The 21,138-nt window shown below is 62.7% G+C and carries 16 protein-coding genes and 1 tRNA gene; 15 read left to right on the top strand and 2 right to left on the bottom strand.

Features of this window, described 5'->3' with window-relative positions:
* Window position 1: 1 nt before the first annotated feature.
* Window positions 2–1,063: a 3-deoxy-7-phosphoheptulonate synthase gene (locus ACK4S9_RS10450; protein ID WP_409725144.1), complete on the bottom strand. Its 1,062-nt coding sequence runs from the start codon at window positions 1,061–1,063 to the stop codon at window positions 2–4.
* 122 nt (window positions 1,064–1,185) lie between these two features.
* On the opposite strand from ACK4S9_RS10450, the gene ybiB reads away from it, so the two are divergent.
* From ybiB to ACK4S9_RS10395, 11 genes are all read left to right on the top strand, one after another.
* On the top strand, window positions 1,186–2,160 hold the full coding sequence (gene ybiB, locus ACK4S9_RS10445; protein ID WP_409725141.1) for a DNA-binding protein YbiB: 975 nt from the start codon (window positions 1,186–1,188) through the stop codon (window positions 2,158–2,160).
* Between the two features lie 468 nt (window positions 2,161–2,628).
* On the top strand, window positions 2,629–3,168 hold the full coding sequence (locus ACK4S9_RS10440) for a DUF4402 domain-containing protein (RefSeq protein ID WP_409725138.1): 540 nt from the start codon (window positions 2,629–2,631) through the stop codon (window positions 3,166–3,168).
* Window positions 3,169–3,201: 33 nt separating this feature from the next.
* On the top strand, window positions 3,202–3,690 hold the full coding sequence (locus ACK4S9_RS10435; protein WP_409725135.1) for a DUF4402 domain-containing protein: 489 nt from the start codon (window positions 3,202–3,204) through the stop codon (window positions 3,688–3,690).
* An 8-nt stretch (window positions 3,691–3,698) separates the two neighbouring features.
* Window positions 3,699–4,559, top strand: coding sequence for a molecular chaperone (locus ACK4S9_RS10430; protein WP_409725132.1), 861 nt, complete (start codon window positions 3,699–3,701; stop codon window positions 4,557–4,559).
* Window positions 4,560–4,590: 31 nt separating this feature from the next.
* Window positions 4,591–7,212, top strand: a complete 2,622-nt coding sequence (locus ACK4S9_RS10425; RefSeq protein WP_409725130.1) for a carboxypeptidase-like regulatory domain-containing protein — start codon at window positions 4,591–4,593, stop codon at window positions 7,210–7,212.
* 68 nt (window positions 7,213–7,280) lie between these two features.
* The gene (locus ACK4S9_RS10420) at window positions 7,281–8,504 is read left to right on the top strand and encodes an NAD(P)/FAD-dependent oxidoreductase (RefSeq protein WP_409725127.1); all 1,224 of its coding nucleotides are present in this window, start codon (window positions 7,281–7,283) and stop codon (window positions 8,502–8,504) included.
* Window positions 8,505–8,602: 98 nt separating this feature from the next.
* Window positions 8,603–8,815 carry a 30S ribosomal protein S21 gene (gene rpsU / locus ACK4S9_RS10415; protein ID WP_005665410.1) on the top strand — a complete coding sequence of 71 codons (213 nt, stop codon included), beginning with the start codon at window positions 8,603–8,605 and terminating at the stop codon, window positions 8,813–8,815.
* A 136-nt stretch (window positions 8,816–8,951) separates the two neighbouring features.
* A complete protein-coding gene (locus ACK4S9_RS10410; RefSeq protein WP_409725120.1) occupies window positions 8,952–9,401 on the top strand; it encodes a GatB/YqeY domain-containing protein in 450 nt (149 codons plus the stop codon).
* Between the two features lie 244 nt (window positions 9,402–9,645).
* Window positions 9,646–11,442 (top strand): DNA primase, encoded by a 1,797-nt coding sequence (gene dnaG / locus ACK4S9_RS10405; protein ID WP_409725117.1) that lies wholly within the window; start codon window positions 9,646–9,648, stop codon window positions 11,440–11,442.
* 290 nt (window positions 11,443–11,732) lie between these two features.
* Complete coding sequence (rpoD, locus tag ACK4S9_RS10400) at window positions 11,733–13,925, top strand: RNA polymerase sigma factor RpoD (RefSeq protein ID WP_409725114.1); 2,193 nt, start codon at window positions 11,733–11,735, stop codon at window positions 13,923–13,925.
* Window positions 13,926–14,050: 125 nt separating this feature from the next.
* Window positions 14,051–14,129: transfer RNA gene (locus tag ACK4S9_RS10395), tRNA-Ile, on the top strand.
* A 176-nt stretch (window positions 14,130–14,305) separates the two neighbouring features.
* Here ACK4S9_RS10395 and ACK4S9_RS10390 read toward each other — a convergent pair.
* Window positions 14,306–14,575, bottom strand: a complete 270-nt coding sequence (locus tag ACK4S9_RS10390; RefSeq protein WP_409725112.1) for a hypothetical protein — start codon at window positions 14,573–14,575, stop codon at window positions 14,306–14,308.
* 252 nt (window positions 14,576–14,827) lie between these two features.
* Between ACK4S9_RS10390 and ACK4S9_RS10385 the strand changes: the two genes are divergently transcribed.
* From ACK4S9_RS10385 to ACK4S9_RS10370, 4 genes are all read left to right on the top strand, one after another.
* Window positions 14,828–16,327: an N-6 DNA methylase gene (locus ACK4S9_RS10385; protein WP_409725110.1), complete on the top strand. Its 1,500-nt coding sequence runs from the start codon at window positions 14,828–14,830 to the stop codon at window positions 16,325–16,327.
* Window positions 16,328–16,696: 369 nt separating this feature from the next.
* Complete coding sequence (locus ACK4S9_RS10380) at window positions 16,697–18,211, top strand: N-6 DNA methylase (protein ID WP_409725108.1); 1,515 nt, start codon at window positions 16,697–16,699, stop codon at window positions 18,209–18,211.
* On the top strand, window positions 18,204–20,099 hold the full coding sequence (locus ACK4S9_RS10375) for an ATP-binding protein (protein WP_409725106.1): 1,896 nt from the start codon (window positions 18,204–18,206) through the stop codon (window positions 20,097–20,099). Before ACK4S9_RS10380 ends, ACK4S9_RS10375 begins: the two co-directional genes overlap by 8 nt.
* 120 nt (window positions 20,100–20,219) lie before the next feature.
* Window positions 20,220–21,107, top strand: a complete 888-nt coding sequence (locus ACK4S9_RS10370; RefSeq protein WP_409725104.1) for a restriction endonuclease subunit S — start codon at window positions 20,220–20,222, stop codon at window positions 21,105–21,107.
* Window positions 21,108–21,138 lie beyond the last annotated feature (31 nt).

Here is a 21,138-nt window from a genome sequence, read left to right as displayed (position 1 = left end):
ATTACGGACGCTGCAGCAGTTCCTTGTGCGCGCTGCGCAGCATCGTTTCGGTCTCTTCCCAGCCGATGCAGCCATCGGTCACCGAGCAGCCATACTTCAGCTGCGATAGGTCTTCCGGAATCGCCTGGCTGCCGCTGACGATGTTCGATTCGATCATCACGCCCACCAGCGAGCGGTTGCCGTGCCTGATCTGCTGGATCACGTCCGACATCACCAGCGGCTGCAGTTCCGGCTTCTTGTAGCTGTTGGCATGCGAACAATCCACCACCAGGTTGGCCGGCAGCCCGGCCTTCTGCAGGGCCTGCTCGGCGATCGCCACCGACACCGAGTCGTAGTTCGGGCGGCCGCCGCCGCCGCGCAGCACCACGTGGCCGTAGGCGTTGCCGCTGGTGCGCACGATCGCCACCGTGCCCTGGCCGTTGATGCCCAGGAAAGCGTGCGGGTTGGCCGAGGACAGCACGGCATTGATCGCGATGGAAACGTCGCCGTCGGTGCCGTTCTTGAAACCGACCGGGGTCGACAGGCCGGAGGACATCTCGCGGTGGGTCTGCGACTCGGTGGTCCGGGCGCCGATGGCGGTCCAGGCGATCAGGTCGCCCAGGTATTGCGGCGAGATCGGGTCGAGCGCTTCGGTGGCGGTGGGCAGGCCCAGTTCGCACACGTCCAGCAGGAAGCGGCGCGCGCGTTCCATGCCGACGTCGACGCGGAAGGAGTCGTCCATGAACGGGTCGTTGATATAGCCCTTCCAGCCGGTGGTGGTGCGCGGCTTCTCGAAATACACGCGCATCACCAGCACCATCGTGTCCGCCACTTCGGCCTGCAAGGCCTTGAGACGGCGTGCATAGTCCAGGCCGGCTTCCGGATCGTGGATCGAGCAGGGGCCGACGACCACGAACAGGCGCTTGTCCTTGCGGTCGAGGATGTTGCGCAGGGTTTCGCGGCCGCCCATCACGGTGGCGAAGGCACGGTCGCTCAGGGGCAGCTTGGCGTGGAGTTCGGTCGGGGTCGGCATCTGCCCGAACGAACTGACGTTGGTGTTTTCAATGGCAGGCGTGTTGATCATGGCGCGGTGGTGTCTACAAGGAATTTTCCCAGTGTAGACCGAAAATGCTGCACTTGCACACGGATACCCAAAAAACCGGACCGGCGCGCACGGGTCGCGCACAGGCGTTGTATGCTTGCGCCATGGACAAGAACATGGACGAGAAGATGGAAAGCTTCGCCGCCGCCCCCTTCATCAAGGAAATCGGCCGCGGCGTGAAAGGCGCGCGCAGCATGTCGCGCGAAGATGCCCGCGCCCTGTACGCGGCCATGCTGGAAGGACGCGTTTCCGACCTCGAGCTGGGCGCGATCCTGCTGGCGATGCGCATCAAGGGCGAGTCGGTGGAAGAACTGGCCGGCTTCATGGATGCGGCGGAAAGCGCCTTCGCGCCGCTGCCGAGCCCGCCGGGCGAATACGCCCCGGTCCTGATCCCGAGCTACAACGGCGCGCGCAAGCTGGCCAACCTGACTCCGCTGCTGGCCCTGCTGCTGGCGCGCGAGGGCGTGCCTGTGCTGGTGCACGGCGTGCGCAAGGATCCGGGGCGCATCACCACAAGCGAGATCCTGCTCGAGCTCGGCCTGGCGGAGGCGGGCACGAGCGCCGACATCCTCGCTGCCTTCGCCAATCGCCGTCCCGCCTTCATCCCGATCGAGAACCTGGCCCCGAGCCTGGCCCACATGCTGTCGCTGCGCCGCATCCTCGGTGTGCGCAACTCGACGCATACCCTGGTCAAGATCCTGCAGCCCTTCGACGGCCCGGCGCTGCGCCTCGTGTCCTATACCCATCCGGAGTACCTGGAGACGCTGGGCGCCTATTTCGGCAGCGCCGCCCCGCCGGCGCGCGGCGACGCCTTCCTGATGCGCGGCACCGAAGGGGAGACCGTCGCCAATCCGCACCGCGCCCAGCGCATCGACTGGTTCCATGGCGGCAAGCGCAGCCTGCTGGTCGAACGCGACGCGCCGACCGACCAACTGGCCGAGGTTCCCGAAACGCGCGATGCCGCCGCCACTGCAGCCTGGATCGCGGCCGCCTTGCGCGGCGAGGTCCCCATTCCGCCGCCGATCGCGGCCCAGGCCGCGCATTGCCTGCGCGTGGCGCGCGCCTTGCACGGCAGCTAAGCCTCACAGGCTCATCCTTTGATACGAAAGCCACCCTCGCGGTGGCTTTTCTGCGTTTGATTCGCGCCAACAGCGTTGGATCACAACAACATTTTGTTACGGAAAATGAACATTTCGACGCGAGTGACATGAATTCTTGTCAGAAACCTTCGTGGGCCAAAATCGTCCCGATCTGCCATGAATAGAGCGTAACTGCACCGATGTTCCGTCAATCCCCAGTGCATACCTGTCAATACAAGTGCAGGATTAACAATTATTGATGAATTTGACAACTGGAATCTTACAGTTGGTCTACAGAAACAGTGATTTAGCGCAAAAAGCCGCTATTATTTTCTTGCAACATAGCAAAACGATACCGAACTTCCGCGTAGATTGTTTCAAGCTTGTTATCGCCGGGTGAGGTGTCGTAAAAATGAAATCGTCCGGCTCGCAGGATGCCGCTCCGTCACACACTGAAGGAAGACCAGAATGACCACGCACTCCCGCTTCACCCGTCACCATCTGCCGCTGGCCGCGCTCGCGCTGGCCATCAGCGCCGCCGCCGGCAGCGCCGTCGCCGCCGTCGCCACCGCCACCTCGACCAGCACCGTCATCGCCCCGATCAAGATCGAAAAAGCCGCCGACCTGGCATTCGGCAGCTTCGCCGCGAGCGCCACGCCGGGCACCGTCACCGTCAGCACCAACGGCACCCGCAGCGCGACCGGCGGCGTGACGCTGATGGGCAGTGGCGCCACCGCGGCCAAGTTCGACGTCACCGGTAGCGGCACGCTGACCTACTCGATCTCGTGGGTCGGTTCGTCGACCTCGCTGACCTCGGGTTCGGACAGCATGACCTTCACTCGCGTCGCCGACCTGACCGGCGGCGGCGCCGTGACCGGCGACGTGACCAGCGGCGCCCTGACCGCGGGCGCACAGTCGATCTACGTCGGCGGTGTGCTGACCGTGGGCGCCGACCAGGCGGCCGGCAACTACAGCGGCACGGTCAGCGCCACCGTCGAGTACAACTAAGCGCGGGTAGCGGCGCAAGAGGTTCCAGCAGCCATGCAGGTACGCCGCACCCTGTCACGCCTGCCCGCCGGCACGATCGTGCTGGCGGCGCTGTGCGCGATCGGCCCGGCACATGCCCAGCAAATCGTGCTTAGCAACACGCGCAGCCTCGATTTCGGCCGCTTCGTCGCCAACACCGGCGGCACGGTCGCGATCAGTCCGGCCGGGCTACGCTCCCGTACCGGCGGCGTGGTCCTGCTCAATTCCCCCACGGCCGGCCAGGCCGGCTTCAATGTCGGCAAGAGCAGCAACGGCAGCAACAACAAGGCCGTCATCATTTCCCTTCCCGCCGCCGGTACTACCCGGCTGAGCAGCGGCGCCAACAGCATGGCGGTGGGCAGCTTCGTCAACACGCCGTCGTCGATCCTGTCGGTGCCGAACGGCGGGATGACGCTGGCGGTCGGCGCCACCCTGACCGTGGCGCCGAACCAGCCGCCGGGGAATTACTCCGGCACGTTTTCCCTGACAGTCAATTTTCAGTAGGCCATCCTATGTTTTCCCAGCTGTTTGCCCCTGCCGCCGGACCTCGCCCGGCCATCCTGCTCCTTGCCGCCAGCCTGCTGCTCGCGCTGTGCTGGCCCGCGCGCGCGGAACTGATGCTGCACCCGACCCGCGTGGTCTTCGACAAGAACATGCGCGCCGCCCAGGTCGAGCTGATCAACAGCAGCGCCAAACCGGCCACCTACCGGATCACCCTGGTCAACCGACGCATGACCGAGGCCGGCCAGTTCGAGGTGGCCGACACCGCGCTCGAAGGCGAGCGCTTCGCCGACAGCATGCTGCGCTATTCGCCGCGCCAGGTCACCCTGCAGCCGGGCACCGCGCAGACGGTGCGCATCATGCTGCGCAAGCCGGCCGACCTGGCCGAAGGGGAGTACCGCTCGCACCTGCTGTTCGACAAGCTGCCCGAGCCCGATGCCAGCACCAGCATCGAGAACCGCGGCGAGACGGGCGGGCAGATCGGCGTCATGCTCAATGCCCTGGTCGGCGCCTCCATGCCGGTGATCGTGCGGCATGGGAATCTCGACGCCAGGGTCGGCCTGGCCGGGCTGAGCCTGCAAAAGGACAAGGCGCGCGCGCCCCAGCTGGCGCTGCGCTTCGAGCGCGACGGCGCCAGCTCGGTGTACGGCGACGTCAGCGTGACCTTCACCCCGCGCAACGGCAAGCCGCACACCGTGGCGCAGGTGGGCGGGATCGCCGTCTACACCCCCAACCGCGTGCGCCAGGCCGTGCTGCCGCTGCAGCTGCCGGCGGGCGTGACGCTCGGCGGCGGCACCCTCGAGGTCGCCTTCCGCGAGCGCGCGGAAGCGGGCGGCAAGCTGCTGGCCCAGGCCAGCCTGGCCCTTCCTTGATGCCGGGATGCCGTAGCGCGAAGGAGTGAAGGTGCAGGTGTTCCGTGCCGGCGCGCTGGCCGCCGGCTTGCTGTTGTTGCCGGTGGCGCTGCCCGCCGCGCCGGCGCTGGCCGCGCCATTGCAGGCATCCGAGTCCAACCTGGTGCTGCTCGAAGTCAGGCTCGGCAACCAGGTGCTGTCCGACGCGGTCAACGGCTACGAAATCGGGCGCGAGGTGTTCCTGCCGCTCGGCGAACTGGCGCGCCTGCTGACCCTGGCCATCCGCGTGACGCCGGGCGAAGGGCGGGCCAGCGGCTATATCCTGAGCGAAGACCGGGTCTTCAGCCTCGACGTGCCGGGCCGCGAACTGCATGCCGGCGGCCGGGTCGAGGAGATCGACCGCGCCCAGTTCAAGCTGCAGCCCGACGAGATCTACGTGGCGAGCAAGCTGCTGGCGCGCCTGCTGCCGGTGGACCTGGACATCGACATGCCGAACCTGGCCCTGAGGGTCCGCCCGCGCGAGCAGTTGCCGCTGCAGGCCCGGCTGGCCAGGCGCGAACGCGGCGGCCAGGCGGGCGCGGCGGGCGGCTACGCCGACCCGGGCTATCCGCGCCTGGCCACGCCCTACCGCCTGGCCGGCGTGCCCGTCATCGACCAGACCCTGGGACTGTCGACCAGCAAGGTCGGCGGCCGGCGCCAGTCGGAAGCCTGGTACAGCGGCTACCTGACCGCCGACCTGCTCGGCATGGAGGCCTCGCTGTATGCCAGCCGCAACCGCCACGATCCTTCCGCGGGGGCGCGCCTGACGCTCGGACGCAACGACCCGGACGCCGGCCTGCTCGGTCCGCTGCATGCGCGCACCGCGCTGTTCGGCAGCGTACCGCTGCCGGGCGTGCCGAACATCTCCTTCAGCAGCCCGACCGGCGACGGGGCGGTGCTCAGCAACCGGCCGCTGAACCAGCCGACCAGCTTCGACCGCCATACGCTGCAAGGGGCGTTGCCGCCCGGCTGGGACGTCGAGCTGTTCTACAACGACGCCCTGGTCGGCTTCCAGCAGTCGCGCGCCGACGGCAAGTACAGCTTCGAGGACCTGCCGCTGGCGTATGGTCCCAACGAGTTCCGGCTGGTGTTCCACGGACCGCTCGGACAACTGCGCGTCGAGCGCCAGAATTTCCTGCTGGAGCAGTCCGCGGTGCCGCGCGGCGCCCTGTTCTACGACCTGGGCGCGCACCGCGACCTGTTGGGGCGCGAGCGTGCCCTGGCGCAGTTCGAGTGGGGCGTGAACGAGCGCTTCAACCTGCTCGGGGGCTGGCAGCGCGTGCCGGGCTTCGACGGCAGCGTGCGCAGCTATGCCAACGCCGGCCTGCGCGGCTACTGGAACAGCCTGATCGCGACGGTGGATGCGGTCAAGGCGCAGGACGGCGGCGCGCTGGCGCAGGTGGGCCTGAAGACGCGGGTGGGCGGCGTCGCGCTGTCGGCCAGCCATGCGCGCTTGAGCCGCTTCCAGAGCGAGTTCTTCACCGCATCGGCCGACCCGGTGCGGGTGCGCGACGAATTGCGCGCCGAAGGCGTCATCGGCGCCGGCAGCGCCTTCTACCCGGTGGCGCTGCAGCTGCGGCACGACCGCCTGGCCTCCGGCATGCGCAACGTCGAGGTGCAGGGGCGGGCCTCGGTCTACCGCAACGGGGTGGCCCTGACCAAGGGGCTGCGCTGGCAATCCTTCGGCGGCATCGAACTGGCCGACGGCCTGTTCCAGGCCAGCCGCCGGGTGGCCGGCATCGGCCTGAGCGCCCAACTGCAGTACAGCATCTTGCCGGAAACCGCGCTGGGCAGCGCGGCCCTGGCGGCCGACGTCAACCTGAACGACGGCTACATGTTGAACCTGGGCCTGGTGCGCACCTTCCAGGAGCGCGAACTGCGCGCCAGCGCGGGCCTGAACAAGAGCCTGGGCAGCTACGGGCTCGGCATCAACGGCTTCTATTCCAACCGCCACGACTACGGGCTGGGGATGCAGTTCTTCATGGCGATGGGACTGGAGCCGCGCAGCGCCCGGGTGATGACCGACGCCCAGCCGATGGCGGGCATGGGCGCCGCCTCGATCCGCGTGTTCCTCGACAAGGACCTGAACGGCATCATGGACGGCAGCGACGAGGCGATCGGCGGGGCCGGCTTCATCGTCAACGGCGCCAACTACGCGGTCCGCACCGACGCCAGCGGCATTGCCTACCTGCCGCGCCTGCCCACCCACCAGAACACCGACATCGGCCTCGATCCCGACACGCTGGACGACCCGCAATGGCAGCCGCGGGTGCCGGGCGTGCGCATCGTGCCGCGTCCCGGCAAGGTGAGCCAGATCGAATTCGCGGTGAACCTGACGGGCGAGGTGGACGGCACCACCTACCTGTACGCCGACGGCAAGCGGCGCGCGATCGGCGACCTGAAGCTGGAACTGGTGGATGCGTCGCGCAAGGTGGTGGCAAGCATGACCAGCGCCGCCGACGGCTATTTCGTCATCGGCGGGATTTTCCCGGGCGAGTATTTCCTGCGGGTGTCGCCGGAGCAGCTCAAGCGGCTGGGCTTGACGGATACGGGCATGCACATCATCACCATCGCCCGGGACGGCACGGTGCTGAACGGGCGCGACCTGGACGTGCGAACGGCCGACGGGGGCTAGCTTTCCGCCATGCCCCCGAAGCGTATACAATGGCCGGTTTGGCGATTCGCGGGACACGGTAACGGGGCATGGCAAAACACTATGATGTAGCAGTAATCGGCGCGGGCGCCGCCGGCATGATGTGCGCGGCGGTGGCGGGCCAGCGCGGCAGGCGCGTGGTGCTGCTCGACCATGCCACCCGCCTGGCCGAGAAGATCCGCATCTCCGGGGGCGGGCGCTGCAATTTCACCAACGTCGGCGCCGGCCCGGCCAACTTCCTGTCGCAGAATCCGCATTTCTGCCGCAGCGCGCTGTCGCGCTACACGCCGCTGGACTTCCTCGGCCTGGTGAAGAAACACCGCATCGCCTGGCACGAGAAGCACAAGGGCCAGCTGTTTTGCGACGACGCGTCCGAACGGATCATCGAGATGCTGCGCGCCGAGTGCGCGGCGGGCGAGGTCAGCTGGCGCATGCCCTGCAAGATCGGCAGCATCGAAGCGGTCGGCGGGGGCGGAGCCGGCTTCCACATCACGCTTGATACCGGCGACATCACATGCGACAGCCTGGTGATCGCCACCGGCGGCTTGTCGATCCCGAAGATCGGCGCCACCGACCTGGGCTACCGTATCGCGAAGCAGTTCGACCTGCAGATCGTCGAGCCGCGCCCTGGCCTGGTGCCGCTGACCTTCGACGGCCCCAGCTGGGAAGCCTTCGCCCCGCTGGCCGGCATCGCGCTGGAAGTGGAGGTGAGCACCGGGGGCGGCGGCAAGGGCAAGGGCAAGGCGCAGCGCGGCCACTTCCGCGAAGACCTGCTGTTCACCCACCGCGGCCTGTCGGGGCCGGCGATCCTGCAGATCTCGAGCTACTGGCAGCCGGGCACCCCGATCGTGCTCGACCTGCTGCCCGAGATGGACGTGGCCGAGGAGCTGATCGCGATGAAAACCACGGTCCGGAAGCAGCTCGGCAACGTGCTGGCGCAATGGTTGCCGGCGCGCCTGGCCGACGGCCTGCTGCTGGCCAACGGCTTCGCCCCGGACGCGCGCCTGGCCGACATGGCCGACGCCAAGCTGCGCAAGCTGGGCGACGCCATCAACCGCTGGGCCATCGTGCCGACCGGCTCGGAGGGCTACAAGAAGGCCGAGGTGACGCTGGGCGGCGTGGACACGCGCGAGTTGTCGCAGCAGACCATGATGGCGAACAAGGTGCCGGGCCTGTATTTCATCGGCGAGACGGTCGACGTGACCGGCTGGCTGGGCGGCTACAACTTCCAGTGGGCATGGGCTTCGGGCTACGTGGCGGGCAGCAGTGTGTAAGCTGTGGCAATTGCGGAACAAATTGATAAACCCTTCCAATGCACGTCAATCGGTGCTAGAATTTCGTTCTTCCCTAAATCCAACGGTTTGATTTTTACATGACCACTATCCGCCTTAAAGAAAACGAGCCGTTCGAAGTCGCTATGCGTCGCTTCAAGCGCACTATCGAAAAAACCGGTCTGCTGACTGAACTGCGTGCTCGCGAGTTCTACGAAAAGCCAACTGCAGAGCGCAAGCGCAAGCTGGCCGCCGCAGTGAAGCGTCACTACAAGCGCATCCGCAGCCAACAGCTGCCGAAGAAGCTGTACTAATCAGACTGCATTGACGGCTTGCCCCGGCGACTTTAGTCCCGGCGAGTCGCTGAGCGTCCGCAAGCCCGCTCCGGTTATGCCGCGGCGGGTTTTGTCGTTTATATCCATTCACTTAGCTCTACCAGACGGAGACAGCATGAGCCTGAAAGCACAAATCACCGAGGACATGAAAGCCGCGATGCGCGCCAAGGAAAGCACCCGCCTGGCCACCATCCGCCTGATCCTTGCCGAGATCAAGCGCAGGGAAGTCGACGAGCAGATCGAGCTGGACGATACCCAGACCCTGGCCATCGTCGAGAAGATGATCAAGCAGCGCAAGGATTCGATCACCCAGTTCGAAGCCGGTGGCCGCGCCGACCTGGCCGACATCGAGAAAGCCGAACTGGCGATCCTGTCGACCTACATGCCGGCCGGGCTGTCGGACGAGGAAATCGCCGCCGAAGTGGCGGCGGCCGTGGCCTCGACTGGCGCCGCCGGTCCGCAGGACATGGGCAAGGTGATGGGTGTGCTCAAGCCGAAGCTGGCGGGGCGTGCGGACATGACCGTGGTGTCGGGGCTGGTGAAGAAGGCGCTGTCCGGCGGCTGAGCATGTTGTGCTTGACCGCGTGGGCAGGGAACCTGCCCACCCTACGGTATACCGCTTTTCGTAGGGTGGGCGACTCGTGATCTGGTCCACCGGACCAGATCACCCCACGCGGTCGATCAGCTTGAGAATGGCCGCGACGTGTTCTGCACAGCCGACCCCATCCAAACGGATGCCTTGTCATAAATCAATTTGCAGTCACCGCTGCGGTATAGTCTGAGTTGAGACAAACACTGAGTACCTCCTAGTGATTCCGCAATCCTTCATTACCGATTTGCTCAATCGTGTCGACATCGTCGACATCGTCGGCCGCTACGTCCAGCTGAAAAAGGGCGGCGCCAACTACATGGGCCTGTGCCCGTTCCACAACGAAAAGTCCCCCAGCTTCACCGTCAGCCCGACCAAGCAGTTCTACCACTGCTTCGGCTGCGGCGCCCACGGCACCGCGATCGGCTTCCTGATCGAATACTCCGGCATGGGCTTCGTCGATGCGGTCAAGGACCTGGCCCAGAACGTGGGCATGGTGGTGCCGGACCAGGACGACAAGATCCCGCCGCAGCAGCGCGCCGCCCAGCAGGCCCAGTCGCTGGCCATGACCGAAGCGCTGACCCAGGCCTGCGCCTACTACCGCGCCCAGCTGCGCGAAGCGCCGAACGCCATCGCCTACCTGAAGAACCGCGGCCTGACCGGCGAGGTGGCGGCCCGCTTCGCCATGGGCTATGCGCCCGGCGGCTGGGACAACCTGCGCTCGGTCTTCCCCGACTACGACGCCCTGGCCCTGGTCGAATCCGGCCTGGTGATCGACAAGGTCGACGAGGACGGCAACAACAAGAAACGCTACGACCGCTTCCGCGAGCGGATCATGTTCCCGATCCGTAATACCAAGGGGCAGGTGATCGGCTTCGGCGGCCGCGTGCTCGACGGCGGCGAACCGAAATACCTGAACTCGCCCGAAACCCCGCTGTTCCAGAAAGGCCTGGAACTGTACGGCCTGTTCGAGGCGCGTCAAAGCATCCGCGACGCCGGCTACGTGCTGGTGACCGAAGGCTACATGGACGTGGTCGCCCTGGCCCAACTGGGCTTCCCGCAGGCCGTGGCGACGCTGGGCACCGCCTGCACCAGCACCCACGTGCAAAAGCTGCTGCGCCAGACCGACACCGTGATCTTCAGCTTCGACGGCGACAAGGCCGGCCGCCGCGCTGCCCGCCGCGCCCTGGAAGCCTGCCTGCCGCAGGTGACGGACGACAAAACCATCAAGTTCCTGTTCCTGCCGCAAGAGCACGATCCGGACAGCTTCGTGCGCGAGCACGGCGCCGAGGCGTTTGAACAGGAAATCATTGATGCGATGCCGCTGTCGCAATTCCTGCTGCGCGAAGTGACGCTCGAACACGACCTGGACACGCCGGAGGGCAGGGCGCACGCCCAGCACGAGGCCAAGCCGATGCTGCAGGCGATGGCGCCGACCGCCCTGCGCCTGCAGATCGTGCGCGGGCTGGCGAACCTGACCGAATCCTCGTCGGCCGAGATCGAATCGCTGTTCGAACTGTCTAAGCCCGTATCGGTGGTGCGCCGCGCGCCGCCGCGCCAGGGCCGTCCGAAACCGGTGGGGCTCGAGCTGCAGATGCTGCGCATCCTCGTGTCGCACCCGCACCTGGCGCTGCTGCTGAACGAAGAAGCCCTGGCCTCCTTCGATTATTTCGGCCTGGAAGCCGCCGACGCGCTGCGCCACCTGGTTCACCTGGCCCAGGGCCTGGGCGAGTACGGCACCTTCGCCGCCTTGTCACAAGGCTTAAAAGAAGTGACGGCAGAATACGACAGTTTGATCTCGGAAATTGCCGCCGAACCGGAATCGGACGTTGAGGCAGACCGTATCTGGCTGCTTAGTGCTGTGCGCCAGATCAAGATGGACTCGTTAAAACAAGAACTTAACCAGTTGTTTTCTTCTGGGCTGTCCCCAGATCAGGTGAGTACTCGCTATCGTGAAATCGTTGCCCAGCAGGAGCTTCTGGCTCGCGAAGATGCTGCGGCGATGACACCCCGTTAATGGCCGCCGGCAAACTCGAGTGTGGTCATTTGTGCAACTTGGAAAAATAGGGGTGCGTGCTATAATAAAACGCTAACTATTGCAACTGTTGAAACCATTTTTCGTTTCAATCGGGGCGTGGAGTTTCAGTTAGCGGGGCAACGGTTCGTTGCCTGCAGGGTGATGTAAGGTAACAAAAAACTTTATCTTTAACCATCGTAAAGTTAGTCGTTGTGACTTCGAAAGCGCCTGTGCCAACCAAGAAACCCGAAACCAAAGTGGCTGCAAAGACCACGCGAGCGTCCGCCAAGGTGGACAAAGGCCAAGACCAGGCCGAGGTTCGTACGGCGAGCCCGGCACCGGTCAATGCGACGACCGATGCGGCCGCACTGGCCGCCATCGACACGTCCGGTTACGTCCTGCCAACCGTCAAGGTGCCGGGACGCCGTGGCCGCAAGCCCAAGGAATTCACGCCCGAGAACGACGAGATCGCCGCCCTGAACGCGGTCGAGCGCGCCGAGCTGAAGGCCGCGGACAAGGCCAAGGCCAAGGACCGCAAGGCCAAGGAGAAGGCGCTGCTGAAGGACGCGTTCTCCTCGGATACCGAAGCGAGCGAAGAAGAGCTCGAGATCCGCCGCAACAAGCTCAAGGCCCTGATCAAGTCGGGCAAGGAGCGCGGCTTCCTGACGTATTCCGAGATCAACGACCACCTGCCGGACAACATCGTCGATCCGGAAGCGATCGAAGGCATCATCGGCACCTTCAACGACATGGGCATCGCCGTCTACGAGCATGCCCCTGACGCGGAAACCCTGCTGCTGTCCGACAACGTCCCGAACGTCACCAGCGACGACGAAGCCGAGGCGGCCGCCGAGGCGGCGCTGTCGACCGTCGACTCCGACTTCGGCCGCACCACCGACCCGGTGCGCATGTACATGCGCGAGATGGGCTCGGTCGAACTGCTGACCCGCGAAGGCGAGATCGAGATCGCCAAGCGCATCGAGGACGGCCTGAAGGACATGATCCAGGCCATCTCGGCCTGCCCGGTGACCATCGCCGAGATCATCGACGCCGCCAACAAGATCGACAAGGACGAGATCAAGATCGACGAGATCGTCGACGGCATGGTCGATCCGGAAGAAGACGAACAAACCTCGCCGACCGCGGTGGCCCCGACCTCGACCGACGACGAGGACGAGGACGCCGACGAAGAGGAAGAAGCCGAGGAAGAGGAAGAAGAGACCAGCAGCGCCTCGGGCGCGGCCGGCTACTCGGCCGAGCAACTGGAGGCCCTGAAGGCCGCCGCCCTCGAGAAGTTCGGCAACATCGCCGAGCAGTTCGATAAGATGCGCAAGGCCTTCGAGAAGGACGGCTACAACAGCAAGGCCTACGTCAAGGCGCAGGAGGCGATCTCCAACGAGCTGCTGGGCATCCGCTTCACGGCCAAGGTGGTCGAGAAGCTGTGCGACACCCTGCGCGGCCAGGTGGACGAGGTGCGCCACATCGAGAAGCAGATCCTCGACGTGGCCGTGAACCGCTGTGGCATGCCGCGCGCCCACTTCATCAAGGTCTTCCCGGGCAACGAAACGAACCTGGACTGGGTGGACGGCGAAGTGAACGCCGGCCACGCCTACAGCGCCATCCTGGGCCGTAACATCCCGACCATCAAGGAACTGCAGCAACGCCTGATCGACCTGCAAGCCCGTGTCGTGCTGCCGCTGCCGGACCTGCGCAACATCAACCGCCAGATGGCCGCCGGCGAAATGAAGGCGCGCAAGGCCAAGCGCGAGATGACCGAGGCCAACCTGCGCCTGGTGATCTCGATCGCCAAGAAATACACCAACCGCGGCCTGCAGTTCCTCGACCTGATCCAGGAAGGCAACATCGGCCTGATGAAGGCGGTGGACAAGTTCGAATACCGCCGCGGTTATAAATTCTCGACCTATGCGACGTGGTGGATCCGCCAGGCCATCACCCGTTCGATCGCGGACCAGGCGCGCACCATCCGTATTCCGGTGCACATGATCGAGACCATCAACAAGATGAACCGGATCTCGCGCCAGATTCTGCAGGAAACCGGCGCCGAACCGGATCCGGCGACCCTCGCCATCAAGATGGAAATGCCGGAAGATAAGATTCGCAAGATCATGAAGATCGCGAAGGAGCCGATTTCGATGGAGACGCCGATCGGCGATGACGACGATTCGCACCTGGGCGACTTCATCGAGGACAACAACACGCTGGCGCCCTCGGACGCCGCGCTGCACGCCTCGATGCGCGGCGTGGTGAAGGACGTGCTCGATTCGCTGACCCCGCGCGAAGCCAAGGTGCTGCGCATGCGTTTCGGCATCGAGATGTCGACCGACCACACGCTGGAAGAGGTCGGCAAGCAGTTCGACGTGACCCGCGAGCGCATCCGCCAGATCGAAGCGAAGGCGCTGCGCAAGCTGCGCCACCCGTCGCGCTCGGACAAGCTGAAGAGCTTCCTCGAGGGCAGCAGCTGATTGTTGTAGTCTGAGCTTGACGGACCTGTACTAAACGCAATATCCTCTCGCCACTCTACTTCACGGTACCGCGCCGCTGAAGCGGGTGGCGAGCGTTTTTCCAGCTTGTCACTGTCCCGATTTCTGGGCCTCTAGCTCATGCCTGGTTAGAGCAGCGGACTCATAATCCGTTGGTGCCCGGTTCGACTCCGGGGAGGCCTACCAAAATATCATCGTAAAATCAAGGGCTTATGTAGCCATCGCTGTGGCCCCTGATTCCCTTCCGGTGTAACACGCTGGGCCGTGTAACGGCTATGTAAGTAAATTCTCTCAACTGTACATCCTGCCTTCCTAAGGCTCGGCTGCGGGTGTTACTCCGTTTGCCCGTTAGTGGCAGCGGGTTATTGGCGTTGGCCGACAGTTACCACTATCTTCAGGAATTTATCGGCGGGCGCTCGTGCCCCCAGCGTCTTGTCGGCCATCGCATAGCATAAATTTGCCAAGTCAACCAAGGCCTGTGCTCGAGCTTGAGGTGTGGTTTCTCGAAGCGTTATACCTACAAGCGACATTAAACGCTCGTCACTCAGGCCGTGTTCTGAGGCGTCGTTGCCTATGTTGTGCAACCAGTTGTCAAAAGCGCCGTCGTCCATATCAGTCAAATCGTTGGGCATAGGACTCGTTTTGAAGTTGATAGTGGTCCGATTGTAGGATGGCAATTTTGTGCTGCAAGTCGGCTTTTCTGCGCTTGCTGTGACCTTGGAACTTTGCAGCAGACGTCATTTTCACTACGGCTGCGCAGGCTGAGATATGATGCTGAAATGAAATTTCAGCCACCAACAATAAATGATTGAAGATAACCGAACACTACGGTGGGCAAGTACGAAAGTGCTAGACGTCGAAAAAGTTGTAAACGAGTTTGTTAAATGAATGATCACGAAATCACATTGGGCCAGCTCGAAGGCCATCTATGGGAGTCCGCCAACATCCTGCGTGGCCCGGTAGATGCTGCTGACTTCAAGACCTACATCTTCCCGCTGCTGTTTTTCAAGCGCATTTGCGATGTCTGGGACGAGGAGTATCAGGAGATCGTCGATGAGACAGGCGACGAGCAACTTGCTTGGTTTCCGGAGTCACACCGCTTCCAGATCCCCGAGGACTGTCACTGGAACGATGTTCGCAGCAAGGCTAGCAATGTTGGCGCTGCACTGCAGCGGGCCATGCGGGAGATTGAGAAAACGAACCCAGATACCCTGTATGGCGTGTTCGGCGATGCTCAGTGGTCGAACAAGGAACGGCTGTCGGATGCCTTGCTTAAGGACCTGATCGAGCACTTTTCAAAGCTGCCGTTTGGCAACAAGAACGTCAATTCAGACCTGCTTGGGGATGCCTACGAGTACCTAATCAAGAAATTCGCTGACGCTACCAATAAGAAGGCAGGCGAGTTCTATACCCCACGCAGCGTCGTGCGGTTGATGATCGACATGCTCGATCCCAAGGAAGCCGAGACCATCTATGATCCGGCTTGCGGAACAGGCGGCATGCTGTTGGCTGCCGTGCAGCACGTCAAAGAGATGCACGGTGATGTGAAACGCTTGTGGGGAAAGCTGTACGGTCAGGAAAAGAACCTCACCACGTCATCCATCGCCCGGATGAACTTGTTCCTTCACGGCATAGAAGACTTCCAGGTAGTGCGCGGTGACACGCTGCGCAACCCAGCGTTCTTTGAGGGCGACCGGCTGGCAACCTTTGACTGCGTGATCGCCAATCCGCCATTCTCCCTAGAAAAGTGGGGCGAGGATCTGTGGTTGAACGATCCCTTCGGACGTAACTTTGCTGGCCTACCTCCGTCATCCAGTGGCGACTTCGCATGGGTGCAGCACATGGTCAAGTCGATGGCCGATGTTACTGGCCGAATGGCTGTGGTACTGCCCCAGGGCGCCCTGTTCCGCAAAGGGGTAGAAGGGAGTATCCGCCAGAAACTGCTGGAAATGGATCTGGTCGAGGCCGTCATCGGTCTAGCACCGAATCTGTTCTACGGGACAGGGCTTGCCGCGTGCATCCTGGTGCTGCGCAAGCGCAAGTCGGCCGAGCACAAGAAGAAGGTGCTGATTGTGGATGCGTCACGGCTGTTCCGCCGAGGGCGTGCGCAAAACTATCTGGAGCCAGAGCACGCTGCGGAAATCCTGAGCTGGTATTGCGGCTTTGCCGATGTGCAGGATGCGGTTCGCGTGGTCAGCCTTGATGAGATCCAGGCCGAGGACTGGACGTTGAACATTTCGCGCTACGTCCTGCCGCCACTGCAAGAAAATATACCGCCGTTGCCCGATGCGATTGCCGCTTTCAAGGACGCGCTCATCCGCTGCCGCGAGGCCGAAGAGAAGCTTGCGCAGGTTATGACCGAAGGGGGATGGCTGAATGATTAACAGTCATGCAGAAGCATCACCCGATTGCATAGAGCGATTGACTACATTTCTTGCACAGCTTTGTAGCTCGAATGACGAGGGCGGATTTGTTAGGCAGGTGGCGTTGGGCAATGCGCGTTGGCTATCCGTTGAAAAATGTCTAAGCGAGCCAAAGCGTAAAGAACTTCAGGATATAGCGTTCAACTCGTCCGTTGGGTTTTTTAGCTCGTGTAACTTGAAGGCTCATTATGTGCTTGACGAAGATTTCATTGACGGAGGAAGTGCATTGATAGTTTTCGCGCTCGTTGGCAGCACGTGGAACCATGTAATCAGGGTTCGGGAGCAGAACCTCTTTGTTTCCGTTGATGCGTGGCTGGCGGAGGAAAAGTTATGAGTCGCATCAGCCAACAAGAGCTGGAAAGTTACCTGTGGGGTGCGGCCGTGCGGCTGCGCGGCCTGATCGACGCGGGCGACTACAAGCAGTTCATCTTCCCGCTGCTGTTCTACAAGCGTGTGTCAGATGTGTGGGACGAGGAGTACCAAGCGGCGCTGGCCAATTCCAATGGCGACCTGTCCTATGCGCAGTTCGCTGAGAACCACCGCTTCCAGATCCCCGCTGGCGCCCATTGGAACGATGTGCGGCAGACACCGAAGAACGTGGGCGCAGCCATTCAAAAAGCCATGCGTGCCATCGAGACGGCAAACCCGGATCTGCTCGATGGCATTTTCGGCGATGCCCCTTGGACCAACCGCGAGCGTCTGCCCGACGAAACGCTGAAGAATCTGATCGAGCACTTCTCGACCCAAACTCTATCGGTGGCCAATGTCCCTGAAGACGAGCTGGGCAACGCCTATGAATATTTGATCAAAAAATTCGCGGACGACTCCGGCCACACGGCCGCCGAGTTCTACACTAACCGGACCGTTGTCCACCTGATGACGCAACTCCTGGCGCCGCAGGCAGCCGAGTCGATCTACGACCCCACGTGCGGCACTGGCGGCATGCTGATTTCGGCGCTAGACGAAGTGAAGCGCTCCGGCGGCGAATATCGCACTCTCAAACTTTACGGGCAGGAGCGGAACCTCATCACCTCGTCCATCGCCCGCATGAACCTGTTTCTCCACGGTGTGGAGGACTTCGAGATCATTCGCGGTGACACCCTGGCTGAACCTAAGCACATCGAAGGCGACCACCTGCGCCAGTTTGATGTGATCCTGGCCAATCCGCCGTACTCAATCAAGCAGTGGAACCGCGAGGCCTGGAGTAGTGACAAGTGGGGCCGCAATTCTCTGGGCACGCCGCCGCAGGGCCGCGCAGATTATGCGTTCCAGCAGCACATCCTGACCAGCCTCACCGCCAAAGGACGCTGTGCGGTGCTCTGGCCACATGGCGTGTTGTTCCGCAATGAAGAACAGGCGATGCGCGCAAAGATGGTCGAACAGGACTGGGTGGAAGCCGTCATCGGTTTGGGTCCCAACCTGTTCTACAACTCCCCGATGGAGTCGTGCATCGTGATCTGTAACCGCAAGAAGGCCGCCACGCGCAAAGGCAAGGTGATCTTCATCGACGCAGTGAACGAAGTGACCCGAGAACGTGCGCAGAGCTTCCTCAAGCCCGAGCACCAGCAGCACATCCTGTCGGCCTATAAGGTATTTGCTGACGAGCCCGGTTTTGCGAAGGTGGTCACGCTGGCTGAGATTGCCGCGAACACGGGCAACCTTTCCATCCCGCTGTATGTGAAGCGTATGGCCACAGCACCTGACACGCATGCAGATGGTCAGGTCGTCACACTGCGCTCCGCCTGGGGCGAGTGGCAGTCCGACGGCCGCGCGTTTTGGCAGCAGATGGATACGCTGGCCGAAACTCTGGACGGTCTGATCGAGCCAGAGGCCTCCCATGCGTAGTGCAGCGGATTTGCTGGAAGAGCTCAACGCGGTGGACGAGTCCACCCGCATCGAGGCTAAGCGGGCGAGTGAGCCGGGCAAATCGGTCATGCAGACCGTCATTGCCTTTGCTAACGAGCCGGGGCTGGATGGGGGCTATCTGCTGCTCGGTGTGGACTGGTCCATCAACGACAAAGGTGATACCGTCTATTGCGCCGCGGGGCTACCCGATCCAGACAAGGTGCAGCGTGATCTAGCCTCGCAGTGCGCCAGCATGCTTAGCGTCACGCTGCGACCTGAGATGCAGCTGGAAACCGTGGACGGCCATACCGTGCTTGTGGTTTACGTGGCGGAGGCCGACGTCACCCACAAGCCGGTTTATCTGAAGGCCACTGGCTTGCCCCGGGGAGCCTACCGCCGCATCGGTAGTACCGACCAACATTGCGTGGACGAGGACCTCTGGGTGCTGCGTGGCGAAAGTCAGCCCAGCCATGGCCCCGATGCCAGCTTGCTGCCCGATGCCCGGCTGGATGACTTTGATCCTGCCGCCATCGCTGCCTACCGCCGTGACCGGGCTCGCATCAACCCGCAAGCGGAAGAACTCGCCTATGGCGACGAGGACATGCTCGAAGCCCTGGGGGCCGTGCGCCGCGTCGACGGCGCCTTGCAACCCACGCTGGGCGGCATCGTCTTGTTCGGCAAACCCTTAGCTCTGAGGCGGCTCTTGCCGATGGTTCGCATCGACTACATCCGCGTGCCAGGCAACGAGTGGGTAGAGGATCCAGAGAATCGCTTCCAGTCCATCGATATCCGCAAGCCGCTGTTGCTGGCCCTGCCGCAAGCCGAGGCCAGCATCATCGACGAGCTGCCCAAGGGCTTCCGTTTACCCGAAGGCCAGTTGCACAGCGTGCAGGAGCCTATCCTGCCGCGCAAGGTCATCCGTGAGGCCTTGGCCAATGCGGCCATGCACCGCAGTTACACCGTGCATAGCCCCACGCAGATCATTCGGTTCAGCAACCGCATTGAGGTGCGCAACGTGGGTTACTCGCTCAAGGCCACTGAACAACTGGGGTCCCCGGGCTCACGCTTGCGCAACCCCGTCATTGCTGCGGTGCTGCATGATCTGCACTTGGCCGAAGCCAAAGGCACGGGCATCCGCGCAATGCGCCGCCTAGCTGCCGAGGCGGGGCTCACGGCCCCCGAATTCCATTCGGACCGGCCGGCCAACGAATTCAAACTCACGCTCTTCTTGCATAACCTGCTGACAGAAGATGACCACGCCTGGCTGCGTGCCTTTGCCGGCGGGACAGTGAACGGGGACGAAGCCAAGGTGCTGATCTACGCTCGAGAGACCGGGGCCGTGGACAACAGCGCCTGCCGCGACTTCTGCGGCCTGGACACGCTGGCCGCCAGCCAGGTGCTGCGCCGCCTGCGCGACCGCAGCCTACTGGACAAGGAAGGCTCGGGTAGCCGGACCTATTACGTGCTGGCTCAACCGGAAACCGCGCTCGCCGTGGCCTCCGCACAGTTGCCGCTGGACATGGAGACGGCGCCTTCTCCGGGCATTTTGACGACTGTGCCCGAGGTGATTGCCCTCCCTCGGACCGAAGAGGAAGCTTGCAACCCAGAGCTTGCAACCTTACCACCCGAACTTGCAACCTTGCTTGCAACCTTGAAGGACCGGGCCAGCGCAGGGGCGCTGCGTCACGTTATCGTGCACCTGTGCGCCTGGGCCCCGCTGACCGTGGAGCAGCTTGCAACCTTGCTGGGCAAGGACCGAGACTACCTGCGCAACAAGCACCTTACTCCCATGGTGCGCGACGGACAACTGCGCTTCCGCTACCCGGAAAGCGCCAAGCACCCACACCAAGCGTATGTGGCCCCGGCGGATACAGAAGAACAACCATGATTGAAAAGGCCTTGAAACCCGGCCACCGCAGGTGTCGTTCGGTAAACGTCGCGTCTTTCTTGCAGCAGACGGACGCACTTGTGGAAATGCTGAATGGACTGATTACGGAGGACATCGAGCGTGTCTGATAACAAGAATTTGAAGCCGGGCTGGAAGATCTGGCGCTTCGATCAGATGGCGGCCAACGTTAATGCCCGGATCGACAATCCGTCCGAGTCCGGTATGAAGCACTACGTTGGCCTGGAGCATCTTGATGCTGACTCGCTCAAGATTCGTCGCTGGGGCACGCCGGACGACGTGGAGGCCACCAAGCTAATGTTCAAGAAGGGCGACATCATTTTCGGACGCCGTCGCGCCTATCAGCGTAAGCTCGGCGTGGCTGAGTTCGATGGCATTTGTTCAGCCCATGCGATGGTTCTGCGCTCCAAGCCTAACGTTGTGCTCGACGATTTCCTGCCGTTCTTCATGCAAAGCGATCTGTTCATGAATAGAGCTGTTGAAATCTCGGTAGGTTCGCTATCACCCACAATCAATTGGAAAACGATGGCTGTTCAGGAATTCGCGCTGCCGCCGATGGATGAGCAGAAGCGACTCGTTGAACTCATAGGATCAATTGCCTCGCTTGAAGAAGAATTAAGGACCGCCGAACAGGAAGTCGATAGACTTCAGAAAGCTGCAATGCAGGACTTGCTCGATGCCGATCTGAATGGTTGGCCCCAAAAGCCAATTGGAGACGTATTCAAAGTTACGACAGGTGGAACACCGAGCCGAAGCAACGCCACGTTTTGGAACGGTGATATACCGTGGGTCAAAACTGGAGAGGTTAATTACTACATCATTGAGTCAACGGAAGAGCGCATAACTGCCGATGGTTTGAAAGGATCTGCTGCGAAACTGTGTCCTCCAAATTCCGTCTTGGTAAAGTGGACCCATCGGTCAAGACAGTTTTTCAGCGAGTTTAAGCTGTGTCGTTTACTCTCACTGCAGCTGGTCGGCGCTGCCCCGTGATACCCCTTCCTCGCCGCTGGAGAGCCTTATC

Source organism: Massilia sp. (genome assembly GCF_046293535.1).
Taxonomy (GTDB): Bacteria; Pseudomonadota; Gammaproteobacteria; order Burkholderiales; family Burkholderiaceae_D; genus Telluria.
The sequence above is the reverse complement of the archived record's forward strand: the minus strand, read 5'-3'. Positions and strand labels throughout refer to the sequence as shown.